Origin of the sequence: Methylobacterium komagatae, assembly GCF_042661665.1 — a bacterium.
GTDB classification, from domain to species: Bacteria; Pseudomonadota; Alphaproteobacteria; order Rhizobiales; family Beijerinckiaceae; genus Methylobacterium; species Methylobacterium komagatae.
Map to the genome: position 1 here is coordinate 56,353 of NZ_JBHSWN010000001.1, position 23,375 is coordinate 79,727.

Genomic DNA, 23,375 nt, shown 5'->3' on the forward strand with positions numbered 1-23,375 from the left:
ATTAACGGAAGATCGCGTCGAAGATCGATTGCGGCTGGGGCGGAGCCACGGGGGCCGGGGCCGGGCCTTCGTTCGATGGGAAGAATTTACGCGACGGCTTCTGCTTCGGCTGGACCGGCACGCCGCGCGGCGCCTCGACATCTACTTGCCCCGCCGAATTGACCTGCTGGGCGGTCTTGGTCGCGTCCTTGCGCTTGCCCGGCTTCTCGGGCTTGGCGGCCATGGCAGGGACGTCTTCCTGTTCCTTGGCCTCGGCGATCACATCGTTGCCGCCCTTACAATCGACCAGCCACACATCGTAGATCGGGTGCTCGATGGCGTGCAGGCCGGGGCTCGATGCGAACATCCAGCCCGTGAAGATCCGGCGATACTTGTTGTCGAGTGTGACTTCATCGACCTCGAGGAAGGCCGTGGTCTTGGCGGGCTCGGTCGGCGGGCGCGAATAGCAGACGCGCGGCGTCAGTTGCAAAGCGCCGAACTGGACGGTCTCGTCCACGGCGACCTCGAACGAGACGATGCGGCCGGTGATCTTGTCGAGACCGGAGAATACCGCGGTCGGGTTCTTGATCTTGTCGGCCATGGCCGGGACGGCCGCCAGGCAGACGGCGCCGAAGCAGAGCGCCCGAACGGCGCGGGAAGTGGTGCGGCTCAAGGCGTCTGCCTTTCGGCGGTCGGGACTAAGCGGGTTGCGCCCGGTTCAACACCGCAACGGTGGCGGCAAAGGGCGCTGCGCCGGGCCTATTCCGGCGACCAGGGCGCGTAATCGCCCGTCGCGGCCGGCCGGGAGCCCCAGGAAAGCTGCGAGCCCTGCGGCCGGTAGGCGTTGACCGTGCCGGTCTGGTTCTCGACATGCGGCTTCTGCCAGGGCTTGGGCGTGTACTGCTCCTCGCTCGGCGCCACATCGACGTTGTGGCAGAGCCAGCCGCGCCAGCCGGGCGGCACCTTCGAGGCATCCGCATAGCCGTTATAGACCACCCAGCGCCGCTCGCTGCCGACAGACCGGTCGATTAGCGCGCCCTGCGCCTTGTAGTACTTGTTGCCCAGCTCGTCCTCGCCGACGAAGATTCCCGAGCGCGCGGTATCGACGGCGACCGAGACGGTCTGCCCGTTCCACCACGTGAAGATGCGCAGCAGGGTATCCTTGAGAGCCATCACCCGATCCGGTCCGTGGCCGCGCCCGCGGGCGCGTCGGACGCGGTTATGAGCAGGCAGCGCGCGCGAGTCCAGTACTGCGATGCGATGAGCCGACCTGTCGCACGGAAGCCACGGCGCCGGCTTGGCATTTTCCACCCGGGCTCGGTTGCCTTGTGGACGTAAAATTTTCCCAGCGGAAATCCTCGACGCTGGAACGACACTTAGGTGGAGTGCAAGGGATATCCACAGGGTTATTCCTCACACCACAAGATGTAGCGGGAAACCTTCCGCCCGCACACCACTTGTTGACGTGAAAGGCGGGTCGGCGTTAATCTCTTGGACATGGTGGTGCCCCCTCGGTCACGGCGTTCAGTGGGCCGCCTCCGTCTCTAAAATCAACGTCGCGGAACCGAACCGAGCCTAGTGCGGGCCGGGTCGGAACCGCTGCCCCCGCTCGTGGCGGGATCGGGGCTCTGTGCCCCGTCGGGAGAGGTGTGACTTATGCGGTTCGAACGTCGCTTCACCACGGCCGGGCAGTCGCCTTACGCGGAGATCGCGTTTCGCAAGGCACTGAGCGAGATCCGCAATCCGGACGGGTCGGTCGTGTTCCGCCTCGACGGAATCGATGTGCCGGATAGCTGGAGCCAGGTCGCGAGCGACGTGCTGGCCCAGAAGTATTTCCGCAAGGCGGGCGTCCCCGCGCGGCTGAAGAAGATCGAGGAGAACGACGTCCCCTCCTTCCTGTGGCGTTCGGTGCCGGACGATGCGGCGTTGGCCGAGGTTCCGGTGGAGGAGCGCTTCGGCTCCGAGACCTCCGCGACGCAGGTGTTCGACCGTCTTGCGGGTTGCTGGACCTACTGGGGCTGGAAGGGCGGCTACTTCTCGTCGGAGGAGGATGCCAGCGCTTTCATGGACGAACTGCGCTTCATGCTCGCCCGGCAGATGGTGGCACCGAACTCGCCGCAATGGTTCAACACCGGCCTGCACTGGGCTTACGGCATCGACGGTCCGGGCCAGGGACACTTCTACTGCGACTACCGCACCGGTGAGCTGACGCGCTCCAGCAGCGCCTACGAGCACCCGCAACCGCATGCCTGCTTCATCCAATCGGTGCAGGACGACCTCGTGAACGAAGGCGGCATCATGGACCTGTGGGTCCGTGAGGCGCGTCTGTTCAAGTACGGCTCGGGCACGGGCTCGAACTTCTCCATGCTCCGCTCGGAGAACGAGAAGCTCGGCGGCGGCGGCAAGTCGTCTGGCCTGATGTCCTTCCTGAAGATCGGCGACCGCGCGGCGGGCGCGATCAAGTCGGGCGGCACGACGCGCCGCGCGGCCAAGATGGTGATCGTCGATATCGACCACCCGGATATTGAGTCCTTCATCGACTGGAAGGTGAAGGAAGAGCAGAAGGTCGCCGCCCTGGTGACCGGCTCGAAGGTGGTCTCCAAGCACCTCACCGCCGTCATGAAGGCCTGCACCCAGTGCGAGGCCGAGGGCGATGCCTGCTTCGATGCCGAGCGCAACCCGGCGCTCAAGCGTGAGATTAAGGCCGCCCGCAAGGCGATGGTGCCGGATTCCTACATCAAGCGCGTCGTGCAGTTCGCCAAGCAGGGCTTCACCAAGATCGAGTTCCCCGTCTACGACACCGACTGGGATTCCGAGGCCTATCTCACCGTCGCCGGCCAGAACTCCAACAACTCGGTCTCTCTGACCGACGACTTCCTGCGCGCCGTGGAGGCCGACAAGGATTGGAACCTCACCGCCCGCGTCACCGGCAAGGTTGCCAAGACCCTGAAGGCCCGCGACCTGTGGGAGAAGATCGGCGAAGCGGCCTGGGCCTCGGCCGATCCGGGCCTGCACTTCAACACCACGATGAACGATTGGCACACCTGCCCGTCAGGTGGCCGGATCCGGGCCTCGAACCCGTGCTCCGAGTACATGTTCCTCGACGACACAGCCTGTAACCTTGCTTCGACGAACCTGCTGACCCTGTACGACCGTCAGGCGAAGCGCTTCGACGTGGTTGGCTATGAGCACGTGAACCGCCTATGGACGGTGGTTCTCGAGATCTCGGTGCTGATGGCGCAGTTCCCGTCCCGCGAGATTGCGGGCTGTCCTACCGCTACCGCACGCTGGGCCTCGGCTACGCCAATATCGGCGGCCTGCTGATGACGATGGGCCTGTCCTACGACTCGCATGAGGGCCGGGCGCTCGCCGGTGCCCTTACCGCGATCATGACCGGCGTGTCCTATGCGACCTCGGCCGAGATGGCGGCGGAACTTGGGCCCTTCCCGGCCTATGACGAGAACGCCGACGCGATGCTGCGGGTGATCCGCAACCACCGCCGGGCCGCCCATGGCGAGGCCGACGGTTACGAGTTCCTTCAGATCGCCCCGGTTCCGCTGGACCACGCCAACATCCCGCAGGACGACCTGGGCCAGCACGCCCGCGCCGCCTGGGATCGTGCCCTGGCGCTCGGTGAGGAGCATGGCTACCGCAACGCCCAGGCGACCGTCATCGCGCCTACCGGCACGATCGGCCTCGTGATGGATTGCGACACCACCGGTATCGAACCGGACTTCGCCCTGGTGAAGTTCAAGAAGCTCGCGGGCGGCGGCTACTTCAAGATCATCAACCGCGCGGTGCCGGATGCCCTCCGGGCGCTGAGCTACCGCGAGAGCGAGATCGCCGAGATCGAGGCCTATGCGGTGGGGCACGGCTCGATGGGTCAGGCCCCAGCGGTCAACCCGGCGAGCCTGCGGGCGAAGGGCTTCACCGACGAGAAGATCGCGGCGGTGGAGAAGGGTCTCAAGTCGGCCTTCGACATCAAGTTCGTGTTCAATCGCTGGACGCTGGGCGACGACTTCCTCACGAAGGACCTCAAGGTCCCGACCGAGAAGCTCGCCGACCCGACCTTCGAGCTGCTGCCCTTCCTCGGCTACACCAAGAAGGAGATCGAGGCCGCCAATACCCATGTGTGTGGGGCGATGACGCTGGAAGGCGCGCCGTTCCTGAAGACCGAGCATTACGCGGTGTTCGATTGCGCCAATCCCTGCGGTCGAATCGGCAAGCGGTACCTCTCGGTCGAGAGCCACATCCGCATGATGGCGGCGGCGCAGCCCTTCATCTCGGGGGCGATCTCCAAGACCATCAACATGCCGAACGATGCCACGGTCGAGGATTGCAAGGCGGCCTATCTGCTGTCCTGGCGCCTCGCCCTGAAGGCAAACGCCCTCTACCGCGACGGCTCGAAGCTCTCGCAGCCGCTCAACTCGGCTCTGATTGCCGATGAGGAGGAGGATGCGGACGAGGCGGTCGAGGCTCTGGTCCAGGCTCCGGCAGCGGCCAAGGCTGCAGCGGCGGCCGAGCGGATCGTGGAGCGCGTCATCGAGCGGGTCGAGCGCATCCGCTCGCGGGAGAAGCTCCCGGGCCGCCGGAAGGGTTACACCCAGAAGGCCGTGGTCGGCGGGCACAAGGTCTACCTGCGCACCGGCGAGTACGACGACGGTCGGCTGGGCGAGATCTTCATCGACATGCACAAGGAAGGCGCCGCCTTCCGCAGCTTGATGAACAACTTCGCCATCGCGATCTCGCTCGGCCTCCAGTACGGCGTGCCGCTGGAAGAGTTCGTGGAGGCCTTCACCTTCACGCGCTTCGAGCCGTCGGGCTTCGTTCAGGGCAACGACGCGATCAAGAACGCGACCTCGCTGCTGGACTACGTGTTCCGCGAGCTGGCGATCTCGTATCTCGGCCGCACGGACCTCGCCCACGTCAACCCCAACGAGATCGGGAACACGGTGCTCGGGGGCGGCGAAGCGGGGGACACTACCCGCGAGGGCCCGAAATCGACCTCGGCGGCCTCCATCGTGTCGCGTGGCCTGCTGCGCGGCTCGGCCGACCGGTTGACCGTGATCCAGGGTGGCCCGGCGGGCCAGACGCTCGCCGTCGCCCCTGCTCCGGTCAGCGGCACGGTCCACGCTGTGCGGGGGGCGACGGCCCTGAAGGCCGAGCCCGCCGAGATGGCCCAGATCGCCGAAACCCTGCCCTTCGCCGCGCCGACGCGCTCGGTCGAGGATCGCCGGGCCGAGGCGAAGATGAAGGGTTATGTCGGCGAAGCCTGCCCGGAATGCGCGAACTTCACGCTGGTGCGGAACGGGACCTGCCTGAAGTGCGACACCTGCGGCGGCACCACCGGCTGCTCGTAACGTAGCGCGCGGGTCGAACTCAGCCCTGCCCGACTGTGAAACAGTCGGGCAGGGCTTTGTTTTATTGGCTCGACACTGAGGTGCCACTCAAAGTCGGCGCATGCCGTATTGGCTTTAGGGTCTCCAAGCTAACATCGAAAATTGCATCTCCGTCAAAAATACAATTTTGAGATTGTTTTGGTTGAGGCAAATAACTCGTAGGTAAGATCATCTCTGCCCGTCGAGGCCGGAAGATCCTTTGCCTGCGCTGACGCGCCTGGACCTCGTGCGATGTCTTCCATTCGTTTGTCGATCGTTACGCCAACGCGCAACGCACCGCACCTGTTGGACCGTCTGTTCTACAGCTTGGTCAATCAGACATGCCCCGACTTCGAATACGTTCTGGTGGACACGAGTTCGGACGATCTGACCATGGAGAGATGGTGGCGGGATTTCGCGCCCCATCTCGATCATCGGTTTCGCTACGCAAGGATCCATTTGCCGTCACCGAACATGGCCGATGCATTCGAGTATGCCTTCAACCAAGCCAAGGGTGAGTACATCTGCCCGATGACCCATAAGGCCATGTGGCGGCCGGACGGCGTGGAGAACCTGCATCGGATCATCGAGCGTTACCCGAAACTGCCCTGCTTCGCCTTCAAATCGCTATACACCGACTACGATATTCACCAGGGAAGCTTCACTGACTTAGGGCCGATCGAGTTCGGAAGCCCGTGGGACGGTTCCGGTCCGGAAGTATTCGACAGTCGAGAGATCTTCGTAGAAAGCGTAGCCGCTTTCGCAGATCATGGATACGAATCTCCCTATACGAATACGCATCTTACCATGCCGTTCAGCTCCCATGCCGTGTTTTCGGCTGAGTTGCTCGCTCGGGTGAAGGAACGGTTCGGGGCGATCGTGGCGGGCCGGTTCGCTGGGGATTCTCGGCTGGGCTACCGCGTCATGGATCTCGAGGAGCATGTGCACCTCTTCAAGGATTTCGAGCCCCGCATCAGCAGCATGCTTGCACGAACCGGCGCGGCGGGCGCGCAACTGAATGATTGGCGCTATCTTTCTTATGTCTTCAGCACCTTGAGTATCGAGACGAAACAGGTCATCTCGCGCTCCCCTTTCGGCTACATGCCTCTCTGGGCCGTCTTGACCGCATGGGAACTATTCTCGAACGTGAAGGAAGCGCAGGGAAACCTGCGAATAAAGCTCGAGTTTCCAGCGGACAAGGTGAAGGCGATGCTCGTTCGGGAACTATTACAGCTGAGAAATGTCGACGAGCCGTTGCGAGCAGGCCTGTTGCGCCATGTCGAGGCTATCGCCACGCGTCTCGAACTGCACGGTCTGCGCGCGTGGTTCTGACTCACGTCGATGAGATTGCGTCGATGATGATCTGCCGCATCCGCTCCTGAGCACCCTCGGTGCTCATGTTGTGATCCGTGTCGGGCAGCAGGATCACCGGGTGGCCGAGGCGCTTCGCGATCCTGGCCGGCGAGCGGCCGAGATGCATTGCGACCTCGCCGATCCCCGCCTCCCCTTCGCTGAAGATGAGGACGAGCTTGGCCCCGCGCTTGCGGAAGGCGGCGCAGCGGCCCGCGACGCTGGTCGCCGAGGGGAAGGGATGCAGAACCTTCGCCGCCATCTGGCCGATGCGGCCGAGGCCGATGGAGATGAGACGCGACGCGATGGCACCGACCTTCACCTCGCCGCGCAGCACACGCTGCCATACCCCCTTCTGGCGGAGCATCGAAGCGTAGGCCGCCGGGCTGCGGAAGCTCGGCTTCAAGGCCGCGCTGAGATCCGTGTTGGGGTCCCAATCGAAGCAATAGAGATTCGAGATCACGGCGGTCCGCACGCGCGGATCGGCACAGAGCAGGTGAAAGCCGAAATAGGCGCCGCTGCAATTGCCGGTAACGACGACCCCCCTGCCCTCGTCCAGGCGGTCGATGCCCGCCCGCGCCTCATCGAGGGCATCGGCACTGTAAAGCGGCGGCTTGCCATCCGGCCGGTCGCCGCTGTCGCCGACGCCGCGTAGATCCATGCGTAGGGACTTGAGGCCGAGGGCAGCCAGGGACCGGGCGAGTTCGGTGGTCTGGCGGCCGTAGCCCGAGCGTGGGTTCACCCCGGAATTCAGGAACAGGACCGGCAGCTTGTCCGGGTCCGGGACCTCCGGCGCGCAGACGATGCCGACATTCTCGCCAAAGCGGATCACCGTCTCCGTGAAGCCGGGTCCGGTGATGGGCGTGGCTGGAGCCGGAAGGCGCGGAGCGCCCAGCGGTGCCGCAGCACCCTGTTTGGCAAAGGCGATAACCTGCGCAAACACCTCGGTCGGGGCTTCGGAGATCAAGGCGTTCGACAGGAACGGCGCGAGGCCGGGGAACGGCCCGGTCGTGACGTGGCTGCCGCCCGCTCGCAAGCGCCCGGCGAGCCCGGCCGGGTCTGCGCCGAGGATGAGGACATCCGGGACGGGGGCGGGCGGAAGCTTGGCGAGATCGACTTGGCCAAGGGAGGCGAGCAGCCCCGCCGCCGGCCGAAAGCCGCCGAAGACCGGAGAGGCCGGGTCCTGCGGGAACGGGCGGCCATCGGGCAATTGGTCGATGGTTTTCGCGCGGATGTTCATCTCGCGCAGATACGCGCGGCCGGAGGCGAAGGGCGCCAGGAGGACCAGCCTGTCGATACCGCCTTCCTCGGCCGACAGGAGAGCGAGGGTCGCCCCGACGCGCAAGCCGACGAGGACAACTTCATCGACGCCGCCCTGCACGCGCAGGAAGCGCACGGCACTCTTGATGGCGCGGACCATCGTCTCGACGTTGGACTGATTCGGTTCGCCGGAATCGCCCTCCCCCGGGTAGTCGAAGCGCAGGGTCGGGAATCCGGCGGCCGACAGGTCAGCGGCGAGATGGCGCCAGCCGCGACCGGCAGAGATCTGCTCATAACCGAGGGTGCCGCACAGGACGATACCCCGGCGGGACAAACCCGCGCCGTACCAGCCGAGCATGTTCTCGAAGCTGACGGGCACGGCCGAAACTGGGGCGGCTCCGGCGAAGGCTTTGTCGGGCGTGGCGAGCGTCATCGCGTCAGAGCCTTACGGATGAAACGTCGTTGAGGGCGCGCACGCGACCTTCGGGCCGCCGAGAGAGGCCGATAAGCGCGATGCGACGCGGGTATCCGGGCAGGAGGTGGAAGCCGTTATCGGCGGGCCGCCCCTGCCCTTCGAGATCGATCTGCACCCCGAGGGCCGGGCGCTCCGTGGCGAGATGCAGGACCCAGCCGTCCGGCCCATTCGCGATCTCGGCCGACAGGCCGGTCTCGACAGGCGTCACGTCACGCCCGGCGGGATGATGGATCGCGTCGGCGATCACGTCCCCCGCGCTATCGAGCAGGGCGGTATGGGCGATGCGATGCTGTGCCGGTCCGAAGCGATAGGCCGAGGTGGCATCGAAGAACCGGCCGAGCAGTTCGGCGGAACTGAAGGTCAGCCCGCCGCGTGCAGGGATGTCTACCAGCCGTTCGGCCTTGGCCACCGCTTTGCCCGAGGCATCAAGGAAAGCGAGGCGCAGGGTCGCCCCGACACGCTCGGCGGTTTCGTTGATGAGATGGACGTGGAGCCCGTTCAGCCCCTCGTCGGACAGGACGAGCTCGAACCGGCCGGAAGGCTCGCTTCAGGGCATACCAAGCGGATTTCGGCAGGCCGTCATGGGCCACCACGCCCCAGCCCGCGCCAGGAGCGAGATCGCGCCAGGACAGGACGAGCCCTCCCATGGTCGGCGAACGCGCGCGCCGCCACTCGGCGAAAGTCGCCTCCATGCATTCGGCCACGGCGGCCCGGCCGAGGGCCAGATAGCGCTCCGGGTCCTCCCGGCGCAGACGGTCGGGATCGGCACCGTAGAGCGTGGCGACGTAATGGTCGCGAACGGTCTCGAAATCCCAATCCGCGCCGCGGTCACGGGGGACGCCCGCCGCCCAGCGGGGATCCGTCGGGTCCGTCAGGTCGGCGCGGCGCAGGCTCTCCGGCTCCGGCACGTTGGCATAGGCGAGGCATTCGCTTGCGAAACCGACCTCCGCCCGGCGGGCATCCTCGAACGGTCGAAGATAGGCGCCGACGCCGAAGTAATGCGCGACGCCCGCGCTCACCGAAAAGGGCAGATCACCCCCAGAGGGTGAGTTCGGCACCACGATCAGGTCCGACCGCTTGTCGGCCACGAGCCCCGGTAGGGTCTCGCCGGGAAAACCGCCGCTCCATGTCTCACGCGGCAGCCCGAGCATGGAGGCCTGCTGCCAGACCTCGCTGCCGCCGCAGATGACGCAGAGGGAGGGCGAGGTCTGGGTACGGTCAATGAAGGCTGCGATCTCGGCGGCGAGATTGTCGCGGAAGGCGGGATCGTCGTGCGGATAGTCGAAATTGGCGAGCATCAGGTCCTGCCAGACCAAAATGCCGTATTCGTCGCAGAGGTCGTGAAAGGCATCGGCCTCGTAGAGGGTGATGCCCGGCACGCGCAGCATGTTCACCCCGGCCTCGCGGGCGAGGTCGAGCATGGGCCGCAAGGTTTTCGATTCGCCGGAGAGGCCGACGAGGTCGGCGGGCGTCCAGATGGCGCCCCGGCAGAAGACCGGCACGCCGTTGATGGCAAGGCTCAGGCCTTGCTCGAATGGCCGGGTCATGGCGAGACTGCGGAAGCCGACGCGGCCGAGCAAGAGACGTTGGCCACCGATCTCGGCCTCGACCGCGTGGAGCACCGGCATGCCGTGGGTATGCGGCCACCAGGGCGCGATACCGGGAAGCGTCAGTTCTCCGACGAAGAGGCCGGGCGTCTCCTCGGTGAGGATCGTCTCGCATCCGCCGCAACGGAGCACGGCCTTACCGCCCTCCGAACCCGGCAGGCGCAGGCGGGCGGCGAGGGTGCCGACGTCACCGTCGAGGCTTGCACGCAGATCCGCCTCGCACGGGGCGCCGGTCTGGCGGGTCACGGGGCGGAATGGGCCGACATGGTCGATGACCGGCGACCAGCCGGGCATGAAGCCGAGGAGCGTGGTGCGGGCATTCCGCAGGGAGCCCGGCGTCGCGAGGCGCGGACGCCAACGCCCGCGCTTGTGCGGCCTAGCCAGCGACGCCGCGAGTGAACGAAAGCAGAGAACGAGTTCGCTCGTCTCCGTCAGGTCAGCCTCGACGGTATAGGGGCGGAACATAGAGTCGGTGGCGAGGATCTTATCGCCGTCGATCCAGATCTCGGCATTCGTCGCCAAGCCCTCGAAAGTCAGGCGCTCGCGGCCCGATCCGGAGATCGGCGCACGATACCAAATGTCCTGATCATGGATCGGCGCGGGCTGGGCTTCACGCCAGAGGCCCGCCTCACGCAAGGCCAAGGCTGCGGTGCCGGGGACGGCAGCAGGAATCCAGCCGTCGCGTCCGTCGCAATCGGCAGGCGTGGCGCAGGCGCCGGCTTGCGTGGCGAGGAGCTGCCACGGGCCATCGACGACGCGAGGCGCCGCCCCGTCGATCGCGCGGATCCGGGCCATGGTATCAAGCCAGGGCGTCGCGGAGGGCGCCGAAGACCTCGTCGTAGGTCTCCGCGGCCTTGTCGAGCCGCTGCGGCAGGCCCACGGCACTGCGCTTGGCGAAAGCGCGGGCCAGTTGGAACTGAAACGCCTTGGCCTCGCTGCCGAGCCGTAGCGCGGCTTCAGCGGCGGCAGCGAAGTCACCCTCGCCGGTTGTAGTCAGCCACGCAAGATGGCTTCCCAGCATCTCGAAATTCGCGCCGAGCTCGACGCGTCGTGTTGAACGCGTATTTGTGAAACACCGAAAGCGGACGCACCACCAGCCCATCGCCGGTCTCACCAAGCGCTGAGGCGAAGGCCTTCACCGGGTTGTGCTTGGGAGAGCCGGTCAGGTTCGCCCGCAGAAGATCGAGAGCCACCGCAGGCAGCCGACCGGCCGGGACCGGATCTGCGACCGGGCGCACGAACTCGGCATAGGGCGGTAGCGTCGTCTCTGCGAAGATACCGTCGTAATCGGTGCCTTCCAGGATGAAGCGCCCAGCATTGTGCAGGTAGTCGAGCCGACGCCCGGCCTTGTCGATGGCGAGGATGCCGATCGTCGTCTTCGAATGCTCGCGGCCATAGGTCGTGCCCGCTGTATCGGGCAGGAAGATCGCATCGACCTCCACCAGCACGACGTTGCCGCGCGCCGCCTGGATCAGGGCGTGGCGTTCGAGGCCGTCATAGACGGCGAGTTCATCAAGACGCAGGCCGTACAGGGCCTCGATCTCGGCCATGGACGGCTTGAAGAAGGTGAATTGGTCGCCTTCGAAATCCTGCCGCAGGGTGAAGCCGAGCATCGCCTCGGGCACGAGGCCGCGATGATGCAGAAGCTCGATCCAGAGATCGACGTAGCAATTGGTCTCGGGCCACGCCCGGTCCTGCCCGTGCAGCGGATGGGAGGCGAAGACCGGCGTACCCGGCCGGTCTTCACGGATGGCAAGGCTGGCGGACAAGGCGCTCAGCCCCAGAGGGTGGCGCGCACGTCGGCCGGCCATTGGGCGAGGTCGAGCCCGTGGTGGCGCAGCAGGGCGAGGGTGATGCGCTCCAGGCCGAAGCCGACGCAGGCCGTGTGGGCGACGCTGCCATCGGCCTGAGTGAGCCCCCAGGTCGTGCCGAAATGGTCCTGATGATAGTTGAAGCTGAGACAGGCGGTCGGCTTCTCGACACTGTTGACCGGCACGTTCGAGCTCGAATTTCAGGTTCTGATTACGCTGATTGTTGGCGAGCATCTTGCCCGCGCGACCGAAGAACGGATCGTTGGCGAGATCGACTTCGAGCGGCAGGCGGAGACCGGCCATCATCTTGGTGCCCCGGTCGAGCCACGTCTCGCGGAAGGCCAGCACCTCGTCGGGGCTGCCCATGCGAACGTATTCGCGCATCCGGAACAGCTGCATCCGGGTCGGCTCCAGCGAAGGCTCGTGCCGGAAGCAATAGGATTGCAGGTCAAACAGCAGGCCGCCCTGCGGGAGAGGGCCACGCGCCGCCGCCGTCGGGTAGAGCGGGTAGCAGGCGGCGGGCGTCAGGACGATGTCGGTCGCTGCCTGCTTCTCCGTCCAATCCTTCCCGGCCTCGACGCAGGCCAGCATGCGCGCATGGTCGGCTTCGTTGCCGCAGAAGCTGTGAACGGTGCCCGCGAGGTGGGGGAAGCCCTTCAGGTAGCCGCTGCGCTCGAAGGCCGAGCGGCTCATGCCCGGCGGGAAGCGCATCACTTCGGCCCCATCTTCGCCGCCGAGGCGGGAGACGAGACGGTCGAGGGCCTCGACCACGGATTCGAACGCGCCGCTGCGGCCGTAGAGGCCGTCCACGCCGGTGCGGACGAGGAGACCGGCATCGAACAGCTGGTCGAGGAAGGTCGGGGATTCCACAGTCGTAGAATCCTGCGGCACCTCGGAGGAGGCGACGGCGTCGAGGGCGGGCAGGCTGTCCATCAGGCGCTCAGGAGCTGTCCGCCGCCCTTCTGCACCAGCAGGAGGTTGGCGGTGTTGGAGAGGATGCGATCGTTGGCGATCATCAGCGGCGCCGACATCACGTCACGCAGCGGACGGCCGAGGCTGAATGGCGTGTCGTTGCGGTAACCGGCGATGCCGACGATCCCGAGGGACTTCTGCACGATGTCGACGGCCATGTTGGACGAGGTCGTCTTGACGTTGTTGAGGCTGACCGCGAACCCGAGGGAGCTGAGTTCGTCGGGCTCGTGCTGGGCGCCCTCGTAGCGGCGCAGGCCGCCGAGGACGGTGGCCTTCATCGCCTGGAGTGCGCTGGCGGCCTCGGCGAGACGCAAGGCGCTCGGTGGGACCGTGCCGGGGCGGCGGCGAGCTTCGCCTTGGACGAAGCTGCGGGCCCGGTCCACGGCATAGGTCGCGATGCCGAACCACACGCTGCTCCACAGCAGGTGCGAGGAGGCGAGCATCGACTGCGCCGCGATCTCGGCGAAGGGCTTCGGCAGGATCTGGACGGTTGGGACGCCCTTGGCTTCCAAACGGAAGCCTTCGCTGCAAGTCCCGCGCATCCCGAGCGTGTCCCAGGTCGAGGTCCGGCTCAAGCTCATCTGATCGCGCATCAGCGCGACGAGCACCTGATCGGAGGTCGGAGCCTCAGGGTTGCGCCGGGCGGTGACGAGGATCACGTCGGACTGCGACCCGTAGGAGATGACGCTGGCATCCTTGCCGAGGTTGAACAGTTCACCCTCGGCCTCGACGGCGCAGAGGCTGTTGCGCAGATCCCCGCCGATGCCCGCCTCGGTGGTCGAGGACGCGATGAGCAATTGCTCGTTGGCGACCTTGGCCATCAGGCCGCAATGCCAATCGCTCGTGAGCCCATGGGTCACGAGGCTCGCGAGCTTGATGTGGTGCATGGCGAAGACCATCGCCGAGGCGCTGCACGCCTGGCCGAGGGTGCAACACACTTCCGCGATCTGAGCGAGGCCGGCGCCCTCACCACCGTATTGAGTCGGAACCTGGAGGCCGAGCAGCCGCTCCGTCTTGAGGGCGGCGACGGCCTCGGCGGGGAAGCGGCCCTCGCGATCGACCGCATCGGCATGAAGCGCGGCGACCTCGGCAACGCGCTTTGCCCGGCGAGCGAGGTCCGTGCTCACGCGGCGGCTCCCATGGACAGCTTGGTGACCGTCTCGCGGATGATCCGGATGGTCGAGAAGGAGCGACGGTTCAGGAGCGTATCCGGGAACTCGACCTCGAACTTCTCTTCAAGGCCCAGCATCAGCTGCACCGAACCGAAAGAGTCGAGACCCTTCTCGAACAGGTCATCGTCTTCGCTCAAGCTATCGACGATGGGAGACATCGCCTCATTCTGCCGAAGGATGTCCCTGATGACTTCGTCGGAGACCATTGCGATGCCCTCTATTGATGTTGGCACTCATACGCCGCAGATAATGATTGTCAAATCTAGCGATTATCTATCGTAAATTTTGATCTTTTTGCGGCGGCGGCATTAAGCTTTGATTTCGGATTTGGCTTTTGCCTCGTTAGGGCACTCTCGCAGACCTTCACAAATGAATCGTTCCACCAAAGCGCGAGATACGCAGAATCACCCACTAGAGTTGTGGAAGCAGTCACGGTTCGGGGCGCATCCACAGCCATCCACACCAGTCCACAGGCCAAACCGCTGAGTCGTCGTTTGAATCTGGGACCACTCAGGATCCGGTTGAGTTTGTTCTTGTTATGTTCCCATCTCGGAGCATGACCGGACCCAGCGACAATGGCACAGGTGCCGATGAGCCCCCCGAAGTCGGCGAGCGTGGTGAACAACCTTGCACGCCTGAGGGCGGAGCTGTCCGCAAGACATTCCCCCGCGATCCCCGTCATGCCCCTCGGGCTGGCTGCGCTCGACGCTCATCTACCGGGGGGTGGTCTCGTCCTGGGACCTCCTCACGAAATCGTGCCCGCCGAACCCGACGACGCCATCGCCGCCCTGGCTTTCGCCATGGCCCTCTGTGCCCGCCGCCTCGGGGAGGATCCGGGCGAGGCGATGATCGCAGCCGCTTCGGGCCATTCTCTGCCCTATGGCCACGGCCTCGCCTGCCTGGGCCTCGATCCGGGTCGCATCCTGCTGCTGGAGGCGGGAGGAGACCGGGATGTGTTCCGCGCCCTGGAAGCCGCGCTTCACGCGAACTGTCTGTCGGTCCTGATCGGGCTCGTCGGCGAGGGGATGCCCCTCAAGGCGGGGCGACGGCTGCAACTGGCGGCAGAGACGGGCGAACCGCCCCTCCTCCTCGTCTTGCGGCAGGCCGGACTGGGGCTCCCCAACGGAGCCGCCACCCGCTGGCTCGTCTCCGCAGCCCCAGAAGGCCCCGGCCGCTCCGGCGGTCTCCTCGCCCCGCGCTGGCGGGTGCGCCTCGAACGATGCCGCAACGGGCGCGGTGGATCCTGGCTTGTGGAGTGGGACAGTGCCGCGCGTCGTCTGCATCTGCCTGAACGATTGGCCGATGACGCGGCTCAGGCGGGCAGGGCTCGCTCCTGAGGACGGGCCGCACGCCGTCGCCGCCGCTGGTCCAGGCGGCCTGCGCCTCGTCGCCGTCGATGAGCAGGCCCGCGCCCTCGGCCTGCGGCCGGGGGATCTGCTCGGCCGGGTTCGGGCACGGATCGGCGTGCCACTGCGCGTCCACCCCGCCGATCCGGATGCGGATGCCCAGGCGCTGGCCCGGCTCTGCCGCTGGGCGATGCGCTACGCGCCCATCGTCGCGCCTTTCGGGCCTGCCGAAGGGGGCACGGCCTGTTCATCGACATCGAAGGCGCGGCCCATCTGCTGGGTGGGGAAGCGGCGTTGCTCGACGACCTCACCACGCGCCTCGCGCGATCACGCGTCCCGGCGCGGATCGCGCTGGCCGACACGCCGGGCGCTGCCTTCGCCCTGGCCATGTTCGGCCGTGAGTCACCGGTCCTCGTCCCTCCCGGCGAGAGCGAGCCCCACATCGCCGTCCTCCCCGTGGAGGCCCTGCGGCTCGATGCCGATGTCGCGGCCGGACTGAGACGCCTCGGCCTGCGCCGGATCGGCGATGTCGAAGCCCTGCCCCGCGCCGGTTTGGCCCGGCGTTTCGGATTGGCACCACTGCTGCGGCTCGATCAGGCCTCTGGCCGTCGGCCCGAACCGCTATCGCCCCTGGACGAGGAGCGGACCTTCTCGGCGGCACGCGGCTTCCTCGATCCGATTGGTCGGCAGTCCGATGTGGTCGCCGCCGCCCGAGCCCTCATGGAGGAGATCGCCCCACGACTCGAGCGGGCCGGGCTCGGCGCCTGCGGCCTGCGCCTGACCCTGCACCGGGTCGACGGCGCCGTACGATCCCTCGATCTCGGACTGTCTCGGCCGGAGCGCTGCCCGGATCGGATCGCAACTCTGGTCGGGCTGCGGCTCGATAGGCTCGGCGCGGGGCTCGATGCCGGGTTCGGGTTCGAAACAGTCGATATCGCCGTCACATCCACCGAGCCGATGGTGGCCCGGCAGGCCGAATTCGGTGGCGGAGGCGCAGTCGAGCGTGTCGCGGGGCTCGCGGACATCCTAGCTCAGCGCATCGGACGGCGCCTCATGCGCCTCACCCCCCGCGAGAGCCACATTCCGGAACGGGCCGAGGGCATCGTATCCTTCGTCGCACCGCCCCTGCCCTATCCGGCTTTTCACCCGGCCCGGCCCCTGGTGCTCTTCGCCCGCAGCGAGGCGGCGCAGGACGTGTTCGCCACCGCGCCGGACGGGCCGCCACACCGCTTCCGCTGGCGGGCGCGGGAATACCGGGTGGCCCGCGCCGAGGGACCGGAGCGGATCGCTCCCGAATGGTGGCGCGAGCAGGCCGAGCCGCGTGACTATTACCGCATCGAATGCGAGGTCGGGCGTCGCCTCTGGCTCTACCGGGACGGGGCGCACGGGCCGGATCGCCCGGCTGCGTGGTTCGTCCACGGGATGTTCCCGTGAGCGCGGCTTATGTCGAACTTGCCACCACGACGAATTTTTCCTTCCTGCGCGGCGCGTCTCATCCGCAGGAATACGTGGCGCAGGCGGCTTCATATGGCCTCGCCGGGATCGGCATCGCCGACCGCAACTCCATGGCGGGTCTGGTGCGGGCTCATACGGCCGCACTGCAAGCGCAGAAGGACGGCACGCCCATCCGCTTCCTGCCGGGTGTGCGCCTCGTCACAGAATGCGGTTTCGAGGCGATCACCTATCCGATGGACAGGGAGGCCTGGGGGCGCCTCTGCCGCCTGCTGACGCTGGGCAACCGCCGCGCCCGCAAGGGTGAATGCCGCTTCTCCTTCACGGAGATGCTGGATGCGGCGGATGGTTTGGTCTTCATCGCCATGCCGCCGGGCAAGAAGCCCGAGCCCCCTGCTCCCTTCCTGGCACGTCTGGAAGCCCTGGCCGCCACCGCACCGGGGCGGGTCTGGCTCGGTGCCAGCCATCGCCGCCGGGGCGACGAGCGCACCCGCCTTCGCCTGCTGGACGAAGCCGGGCGCCGCTGCGGCACGCCGATGGTCGCCCTGGCCGATGCTCTCTACCACCACCCCGAAAGACGCCCACTTCAGGACGTGCTGACCTGCATCCGCGAGGGCTGCACCCTGGACGCGGCGGGCTACCGGTTGGAGGCCAATGCCGAGCGCCACCTGAAGCCCGCCGTCGAAATGGCCCGGCTGTTCCGGGACTATCCCGAGGCCCTGGCCCGCACGGCGGAGATCGCCGAGCATTGCGACTTCGACCTGGCGCAACTCCATTACGAGTACCCGGACGAGCCTGTCCCGCCCGGCCGCGAGGCGCAGGATTACCTTGAAGAGAAGACCTGGAAGGGCGCGCAATATTGGCGCTACCCGAACGGGATTCCGAAGGAGGTGCACGACACCCTACGAATGGAGCTGGACTTCATCCGAGAGCAGAAATTCGCCCACTACTTTCTGACGATCAGCCAGATCGTGGATCACGCCCGCGACCGGGGCATCCTTTGCCAGGGGCGCGGGTCGGCGGCCAATTCGGCCGTGTGCTTCTGCCTCGGCATCACGGCGGTCGATCCGACGAAGCATAAGCTGCTCTTCGCCCGCTTCATCTCCGAAAACAGAGGTGAGCCGCCTGATATCGATGTCGATTTCGAGCATGAACGGCGCGAGGAGGTGATTCAACACCTCTACGAGCGCTACGGCCGGGAGAGGGCTGCCCTATGCGCGACGGTGATCCATTACCGGCCGCGCATGGCGATCCGCGAAGTCGCCAAGGTTCTCGGCCTGTCCGAGGATGTGGCGGCGGCGATCTCTGACACGGTCTGGGGCTCCTGGGGCAAGGACCTGCCAGATGCCCACGTTACCCAATCCGGCCTCGACCCAAATAACCCGGCCCTACGTCAGGCCCTCGACCTCGCCCATCAGCTCATCGGATTCCCCCGGCACCTGTCACAGCATGTCGGAGGCTTCGTGCTGACACGGGGGCGCCTCGACGAGACCGTGCCGGTCGGCAACGCGGCCATGCCGGACCGCACCTTCATCGAGTGGGATAAGGACGACATCGACGCCCTCAAGCTGATGAAAGTCGATGTGCTGGCGCTCGGCATGCTCACCTGCCTGAAGCGCGGACTCGATTTTTGAAGCGCAACCACGGCATCGATCTCCCGACCCTCGCGGACATCCCGCAAGGTGACGATCCGACCTTCGCCATGCTGTCGAAGGCCGATTCCATCGGCGTGTTCCAGGTCGAGAGCCGGGCGCAGATGTCGATGCTGCCGCGCCTGAAGCCGAGGGAATTCTACGATCTCGTCGTGCAGGTTGCGATCGTGCGCCCCGGCCCGATCCAGGGCGGAATGGTCCATCCCTACCTGCGCCGCCGCTGCAATGAGGAGACGGTCGAGTATCCTTCTCCCTCCGACGATCCGGCGCGGGCCGATGAGTTGAAGGCGGTTCTGGAGAAGACCTGCGGCGTGCCCCTGTTTCAGGAGCAGGCGATGCAGATCGCGATCATCGCGGCTGGCTTCACCCCGGCCGAGGCCGATGGGCTACGGCGGGCCATGGCGACCTTCCGGCACAATGGCGAGATCGGCGGCTTCGCGGACAAGTTCATCGGCGGGATGACCCGGCGCGGCTATCCGAAGGATTTCGCCGAACGCTGCTTCCAGCAGATCCGCGGCTTCTCGACCTACGGCTTTCCCGAAAGCCATGCGGCGAGCTTCGCCCTGCTGGTCTACGCCTCGGCCTGGATGAAGTGCCATCATCCGGATGTCTTCCTGGCCGCCATCCTCAACGCGCAGCCGATGGGCTTCTATCAACCGGCCCAGCTGGTGCGCGATGCCCGCGCTCACGGGGTCGAGGTGCGCCATGTCTGCGTGAACGCGAGCGATTGGGATTGCACCCTCGAGCCTAGCGAGACCCCTCGCCATCATGCCGTCCGCCTTGGGCTGCGGCTGGTGAGCGGTCTGCCCGAAATGGCCATGCGGCGTCTCGTGCGCCTGCGGGCCAACGGCTATGCCAGCATCGAAGGGTTGCAGGCCGCACTCGCCCTACCACGGAACGTGCTGGAACGCCTCGCGGATGCAGATGCCTTCCGCGCCTTCGGCCTTGCCCGGCGGGATGCGCTCTGGGCGGTGCGGGCGCTGGAAGGGCTGTCCCGGCGGGCTCTTCCCTCCCGAGAGAACGGACGCAGGGCGGACCTGCTCGAAGCCCCCTGCCGCTTTTCGCGTGGCATGCCGATGACGGCCTGTTCCGCAACGAGGCGGCGGCCGACCTGCCCGCCATGGCGCCCTCCGAGACGGTGGCGGACGATTACGCGACGACGAGCCTATCCCTGCGCGGCCACCCGGTGGCGTTCTTCCGGGAGCGCCTGAGCCGTATCGGCGCGATGACCGCCCGCGCCCATCTCGACCCAACCCTGCCGCAGAATGCACGGGCCATCGTGGCGGGGATCGTGCTGGTGCGGCAGAGGCCGGGCACGGCCAAGGGCGTGGTCTTCCTCACCATCGAGGACGAGACCGGTACGGCCAATGTGATCGTGTGGAAGAAGGTGTTCGAAGCCAACCGCCGGATCGCCATGCAGGCGCGTTTCCTGGCGGTGAAGGGGCGGATCCAGCGTGCGGGCGAGGTGGTTCACCTCGTGGCCGAAGGGTTCCGCGATCTCACCGGGTCCCTCAGGGACTTGCGAGAGTCAGGGCTGAAATTGCCGCCGGAGACCACCGATTTTGGGGCGCCGACGCATCGGCACCCCTATCGCAGCCGTGATTTTCACTGACGCCGCCAATGGCGGCGCCGGTTAGATCACTTAGCGCTGCGCAGACTCATCCAGGCGGATCGTCGGGAGCATCTCAAGAGCCTTGGCTGTAATCCGCTCGAGGTGCTCACCCTGAAGACCCTTCTCGGCACCGAGCTTCTTGATGCGCTCGCGGTGCTGCGCGAGGGTCAGCCCGTAATACGTCTGTTCGGTGGTCTGCTCAGCCATTCATAACTCCTGTTGCGGGGAGGCTCAGATGGCAAAAGAGATCTATCTTTTCAAGGGCCTGAGTCTTTCGTCAGGGCTCTCGACAGCGCATGCGTCCCACGCCAGAACGGGGCTCGCTTTCTGAGAGCTTTCCATGCCGCGTCTGCCCGTCCTCCTCGCTGCCTGCCTCGCCCTGGCGCCTGCTGTGGCCCACGCCGATTCCTGCGACGACCTCACCAAACAGATCGCCAAAGCGATTGGCGGCAAGGTCGGACGGCGGTCAGGCCCGAGTATCGATATCCGCGTGGCCGGCCCGAATAAGTTCGACGTGACCTGCCGGGCCGAGCCCATCGTTCAGGCGATCTCGGCCGAGCCACAGCCCTCTGCCGCCTTCTTCCGCGAACTTTCGACGGCGTCGGAAATCCTGATCGGTGAATCGGCCGCGACCGTGGAGCCGATCATCGCCAAGGCCTACCGCACGGCCCTCTCAGAGGGGCGCAAATCCTTCATCCAGCAGAATGGGTGGTCTGCGAGTTGCTACGCCGATCCGACGAGCAGCACGATGCGCACGCTCTGCTCCGTCGGCCGCATTCCGCCGGGCTGACCTATCTGGTTGGGGCAATGGCCCCGGTGACGACCGGTTCGACCAGGGAGGCGCGCGCGGGCGCGGCCTTTTCGCGGTCGAGCTTGTCCGCCGACACAAGGGCAGCGGCGATCAACGCAGCGACCGCCAAAGTCGCCTTGATCGCTTCCCAAACCCGCGCCCACATGACGGCCCCCCGACAGCACTCCGGTTGGACGCCCCCTCGACGAGAAGCAGGCGTCTCAATTCCGGCGATCCTCAGGGTCGCTCCTTCCCAAAACCTTACGACGGTGAGATTTCACCGCATTGCACAACATTCGTGGCTCGAACGCCTCAACCCGCCGCCTCAGCGGCGAGGGCTTCGAAAACGAGGGCATGGCGGTTTGCCAGGGCCTCGACATCGTGGGTGTAGCCACCCCCGATCACACCCACGATGGGAAGCCCCCTCGCCCGCGCCGATCGGACCACGAACCTGTCGCGAGCGGCCAGCCCCTCATCCGTCAGATTCAGCCGTCCCAGCCGGTCATCCAGATGTGGGTCCACCCCGGCGTTGTAGAAAACGATATCCGGTCGCAGGGCATCGATCAGCGGAGGCAGGCGCGCTTCCAGCATCGCGAGGTAGTCCGCATCCTCTAGTCCGTCCGGCAGACCGATATCGAGATCGCCGGGGATTTTCTGCGAGGGGTAGTTCTTCTCGCAATGGATCGAGAGGGTGAAGAGATCGGGCTCGCTGGACAGGCAATCGGCCGTGCCGTCGCCCTGGTGCACGTCGAGATCGACAACCATCGCGCGGCCGATCAGACCCTCCGCGCGCAGGGTCAGCGCCGCCACCGCCACGTCGTTCAGCACGCAGAAACCCGCCCCTTGCGACCGCCGCGCGTGGTGGCTTCCCCCGCCGCGCTTCCCGCGCAACCATGAGACAGGGCAAGCCGGGCAGCCAGCACGGTCCCGCCGACGCTGGCCCGGGAGCGGCGGACCAGCGCCTCGCTCACCGGCAAGCCGATATCGCGCTCGATGCCGCGCGGCACATCGCAGGCCAGGATACTGGCGACGTAGGCAGGATCATGCGCCCGCTCCAGCATGGCCGCATCTGCCAGTTCTGGCTGCACGAACCCATCCGGCACGAGGCCGCGCGCGCGTATGGCCTCCGCCAGCAGACCGTATTTGCGCATGGGAAAGCGATGGCCATCGGGCAGGGCCGCCTCGTAGGCAGAGTGGAAGCAGATGGGGGGTCTCATGCCTCTCGCAACGATCCTTTCCAGGCGGCGGACCAAGCTGCACCGCGTCACACAACTGATATGCTGCGGCTGGTACCCGGCCGCCACGGGCGCAGGTGCGCCCCCACGACGCGCCCGGACCGGCGCCGACGGCTCTTTCGCATGATCAGCGCGCTGGACGGCCCCTTCCTGGCCTTCGTCGGCTGCCTCGTGTTGATGCTGGTGAATCTCGTAAGCCTCTCCCTTGCCGGGCTGCGGCTCAGGCGCGCGATGCTGCGTTCGACCTTCCCGGAAGGCGCGCCGGTCTCACTCATTCGCCCGATCTGCGGGCTGGAGCGATTTAGCGAGGAGACGTTGGAAAGCGGCTTCCGTCTCGCCTACCGCGATTACGAATTGATCTTCTGCGTGGCCGACTCGGGAGATCCCATTCTGCCCCTGGTGCGACGACTCATCGCCAAGCATCCGCATGTCGCGGCGCGGGTCATCGTTGGGGAAGAGCGGATCAGCGACAATCCCAAACTCAACAACTGCGTCCGCGGTTGGGACGCAGCGTTGCATGAGTGGATCGTGCTGGCCGACTCCAATGTTTTGATGCCGCCAGACTATCTCCAGACCCTTCAAGCGGCATGGCGGCCCGATACCGGCCTCGTCTGCGCGACACCCATAGGCGCCCAGCCGGATGGATTCTGGGCCATGGTTGAATGCGCCTTCCTCAATACCCTTCAGGCGCGCTGGCAATATGCGGGTGAGGCGGTCGGCCTCGGCTTCGCGCAGGGCAAGAGCATGCTCTGGCACCGACCATTTCTGAACTCGGTCGGCGGCATCCGGGCACTCGCCCTTGAGATCGCCGAAGACGCCGCCGCCACCAAAGTGGTGCGGGCGGCCGGGAGGCGGGTCAACCTCGTCGCGGCCCCCTTCTCGCAGCCCCTCGGCAAGCGCAGCTTCGCGGAGATGTGGTCTCGCCAGATCCGGTGGGCGCGCCTGCGCCGCGTCACCTTCCCATTGTTCTTCGCACCGGAAATCTTCAGCGGAATGCTGGTGCCCTGCCTTCTGGCGGCACTATCGATCGGCTCTCCCGAGATGGCTTTCGGCCTCGGTCTGATGGTCGCTGTTACCTATGGCGGCGAAGTCGCCCTCGCCGCCCGCGCCGGATGGCTGCGCTCTCCCGCGCTTCTCGCGGCCTTCATAGCCCGCGACCTGCTCATCCCCTTCATCTGGACGATGGCCTGGATGCGCAGCGACGTCGTCTGGCGCGGCAATGCCATGGCGATCGAAACAAAACCCAGCCGGGTCCGGACGGCTTGAGGGCGGAAACCCGTCCCC

At 66.4% G+C, this 23,375-nt stretch carries 14 protein-coding genes and 5 pseudogenes; 8 read left to right on the top strand and 11 right to left on the bottom strand.

Translation table 11 applies throughout. The features are described 5' to 3' along the window. Position 1: 1 nt before the first annotated feature. Together ACFQE0_RS00275 and ACFQE0_RS00280 are read right to left on the bottom strand one after the other, a co-directional pair. A complete protein-coding gene (locus ACFQE0_RS00275; RefSeq protein ID WP_378975173.1) occupies positions 2-580 on the bottom strand; it encodes a DUF2155 domain-containing protein in 579 nt (192 codons plus the stop codon). A gap of 158 nt (positions 581-738) precedes the next feature. Beyond that, positions 739-1,152 carry an NADH:ubiquinone oxidoreductase subunit NDUFA12 gene (locus ACFQE0_RS00280; RefSeq protein WP_378965968.1) on the bottom strand — a complete coding sequence of 138 codons (414 nt, stop codon included), beginning with the start codon at positions 1,150-1,152 and terminating at the stop codon, positions 739-741. Positions 1,153-1,635: 483 nt separating this feature from the next. On the opposite strand from ACFQE0_RS00280, the pseudogene ACFQE0_RS00285 reads away from it, so the two are divergent. The 3 genes and pseudogenes from ACFQE0_RS00285 to ACFQE0_RS00295 form a co-directional block, all read left to right on the top strand. After that, positions 1,636-4,313 (top strand): annotated as a pseudogene (locus tag ACFQE0_RS00285) (vitamin B12-dependent ribonucleotide reductase); the annotation flags it as partial. Beyond that, entirely contained in the window at positions 4,290-5,339 is a 1,050-nt protein-coding gene (locus tag ACFQE0_RS00290) for a TSCPD domain-containing protein (protein ID WP_465264085.1), read from the top strand. The pseudogene ACFQE0_RS00285 and the gene ACFQE0_RS00290, both read left to right, overlap by 24 nt. Positions 5,340-5,609: 270 nt before the next feature. After that, positions 5,610-6,689: a glycosyltransferase family A protein gene (locus ACFQE0_RS00295; protein WP_378965971.1), complete on the top strand. Its 1,080-nt coding sequence runs from the start codon at positions 5,610-5,612 to the stop codon at positions 6,687-6,689. A 1-nt stretch (position 6,690) separates the two neighbouring features. On the opposite strand, the gene ACFQE0_RS00300 is transcribed toward ACFQE0_RS00295, so the two are convergent. From ACFQE0_RS00300 to ACFQE0_RS00330, 7 genes and pseudogenes are all read right to left on the bottom strand, one after another. After that, positions 6,691-8,400, bottom strand: coding sequence for an alpha/beta fold hydrolase (locus tag ACFQE0_RS00300; RefSeq protein WP_378965973.1), 1,710 nt, complete (start codon positions 8,398-8,400; stop codon positions 6,691-6,693). A 4-nt stretch (positions 8,401-8,404) separates the two neighbouring features. Further along, on the bottom strand, positions 8,405-8,851 hold the full coding sequence (locus tag ACFQE0_RS00305; RefSeq protein ID WP_378965975.1) for a glycoside hydrolase family 2 protein: 447 nt from the start codon (positions 8,849-8,851) through the stop codon (positions 8,405-8,407). A gap of 16 nt (positions 8,852-8,867) precedes the next feature. Next, entirely contained in the window at positions 8,868-10,844 is a 1,977-nt protein-coding gene (locus tag ACFQE0_RS00310) for a glycosyl hydrolase 2 galactose-binding domain-containing protein (RefSeq protein ID WP_378965978.1), read from the bottom strand. A 4-nt stretch (positions 10,845-10,848) separates the two neighbouring features. Next, a pseudogene (locus ACFQE0_RS00315) lies at positions 10,849-11,800 on the bottom strand (DUF1839 family protein). Between the two features lie 23 nt (positions 11,801-11,823). Beyond that, positions 11,824-12,793 (bottom strand): annotated as a pseudogene (locus tag ACFQE0_RS00320) (amino acid--[acyl-carrier-protein] ligase). After that, entirely contained in the window at positions 12,793-13,959 is a 1,167-nt protein-coding gene (locus ACFQE0_RS00325; protein WP_378965980.1) for an acyl-CoA dehydrogenase family protein, read from the bottom strand. Before ACFQE0_RS00325 ends, ACFQE0_RS00320 begins: the two are co-directional and overlap by 1 nt. After that, positions 13,956-14,210, bottom strand: a complete 255-nt coding sequence (locus ACFQE0_RS00330) for an acyl carrier protein (RefSeq protein WP_378965983.1) — start codon at positions 14,208-14,210, stop codon at positions 13,956-13,958. The genes ACFQE0_RS00325 and ACFQE0_RS00330 overlap by 4 nt, the downstream gene beginning before the upstream one ends. A 384-nt stretch (positions 14,211-14,594) precedes the next feature. Between ACFQE0_RS00330 and ACFQE0_RS00335 the strand changes: the two genes are divergently transcribed. The 3 genes and pseudogenes from ACFQE0_RS00335 (at position 14,595) to ACFQE0_RS00345 (ending at position 20,066) form a co-directional block, all read left to right on the top strand. Then, entirely contained in the window at positions 14,595-15,341 is a 747-nt protein-coding gene (locus ACFQE0_RS00335; protein WP_378965985.1) for an ImuA family protein, read from the top strand. Positions 15,342-15,644: 303 nt separating this feature from the next. Next, positions 15,645-16,784 carry a DUF6504 family protein gene (locus ACFQE0_RS00340; RefSeq protein WP_378965987.1) on the top strand — a complete coding sequence of 380 codons (1,140 nt, stop codon included), beginning with the start codon at positions 15,645-15,647 and terminating at the stop codon, positions 16,782-16,784. Next, positions 16,757-20,066: pseudogene (locus tag ACFQE0_RS00345) on the top strand (error-prone DNA polymerase). The gene ACFQE0_RS00340 and the pseudogene ACFQE0_RS00345 overlap by 28 nt, the downstream one beginning before the upstream one ends. 30 nt (positions 20,067-20,096) lie before the next feature. Here the strand turns inward: ACFQE0_RS00345 and ACFQE0_RS00350 are convergent. Further along, positions 20,097-20,273 (bottom strand): hypothetical protein, encoded by a 177-nt coding sequence (locus tag ACFQE0_RS00350; protein ID WP_378965989.1) that lies wholly within the window; start codon positions 20,271-20,273, stop codon positions 20,097-20,099. A 133-nt stretch (positions 20,274-20,406) separates the two neighbouring features. Here ACFQE0_RS00350 and ACFQE0_RS00355 point away from each other — a divergent pair, with 133 nt between their 5' ends. Further along, the gene (locus ACFQE0_RS00355; protein WP_378965991.1) at positions 20,407-20,856 is read left to right on the top strand and encodes a hypothetical protein; all 450 of its coding nucleotides are present in this window, start codon (positions 20,407-20,409) and stop codon (positions 20,854-20,856) included. A 312-nt stretch (positions 20,857-21,168) separates the two neighbouring features. Here ACFQE0_RS00355 and ACFQE0_RS00360 read toward each other — a convergent pair. Next, positions 21,169-22,073: pseudogene (locus tag ACFQE0_RS00360) on the bottom strand (histone deacetylase family protein). 141 nt (positions 22,074-22,214) lie between these two features. On the opposite strand from ACFQE0_RS00360, the gene ACFQE0_RS00365 reads away from it, so the two are divergent. After that, positions 22,215-23,357 (top strand): ceramide glucosyltransferase, encoded by a 1,143-nt coding sequence (locus ACFQE0_RS00365; RefSeq protein WP_378965994.1) that lies wholly within the window; start codon positions 22,215-22,217, stop codon positions 23,355-23,357. Positions 23,358-23,375: the final 18 nt, after the last annotated feature.

Coding starts and splice junctions, on each gene's coding strand:
- ACFQE0_RS00310 (WP_378965978.1), bottom strand. CDS start 10,844: ATGGCCCGGATCCGCGCGATCGACGGGGCGGCGCCTCGCGTCGTCGAT.
- ACFQE0_RS00365 (WP_378965994.1), top strand. CDS start 22,215: ATGATCAGCGCGCTGGACGGCCCCTTCCTGGCCTTCGTCGGCTGCCTC.
- ACFQE0_RS00295 (WP_378965971.1), top strand. CDS start 5,610: ATGTCTTCCATTCGTTTGTCGATCGTTACGCCAACGCGCAACGCACCG.
- ACFQE0_RS00275 (WP_378975173.1), bottom strand. CDS start 580: ATGGCCGACAAGATCAAGAACCCGACCGCGGTATTCTCCGGTCTCGAC.
- ACFQE0_RS00330 (WP_378965983.1), bottom strand. CDS start 14,210: ATGGTCTCCGACGAAGTCATCAGGGACATCCTTCGGCAGAATGAGGCG.
- ACFQE0_RS00280 (WP_378965968.1), bottom strand. CDS start 1,152: ATGGCTCTCAAGGATACCCTGCTGCGCATCTTCACGTGGTGGAACGGG.
- ACFQE0_RS00290 (WP_465264085.1), top strand. CDS start 4,290: ATGCCGAACGATGCCACGGTCGAGGATTGCAAGGCGGCCTATCTGCTG.
- ACFQE0_RS00300 (WP_378965973.1), bottom strand. CDS start 8,400: ATGACGCTCGCCACGCCCGACAAAGCCTTCGCCGGAGCCGCCCCAGTT.
- ACFQE0_RS00355 (WP_378965991.1), top strand. CDS start 20,407: ATGCCGCGTCTGCCCGTCCTCCTCGCTGCCTGCCTCGCCCTGGCGCCT.
- ACFQE0_RS00335 (WP_378965985.1), top strand. CDS start 14,595: ATGAGCCCCCCGAAGTCGGCGAGCGTGGTGAACAACCTTGCACGCCTG.
- ACFQE0_RS00350 (WP_378965989.1), bottom strand. CDS start 20,273: ATGGCTGAGCAGACCACCGAACAGACGTATTACGGGCTGACCCTCGCG.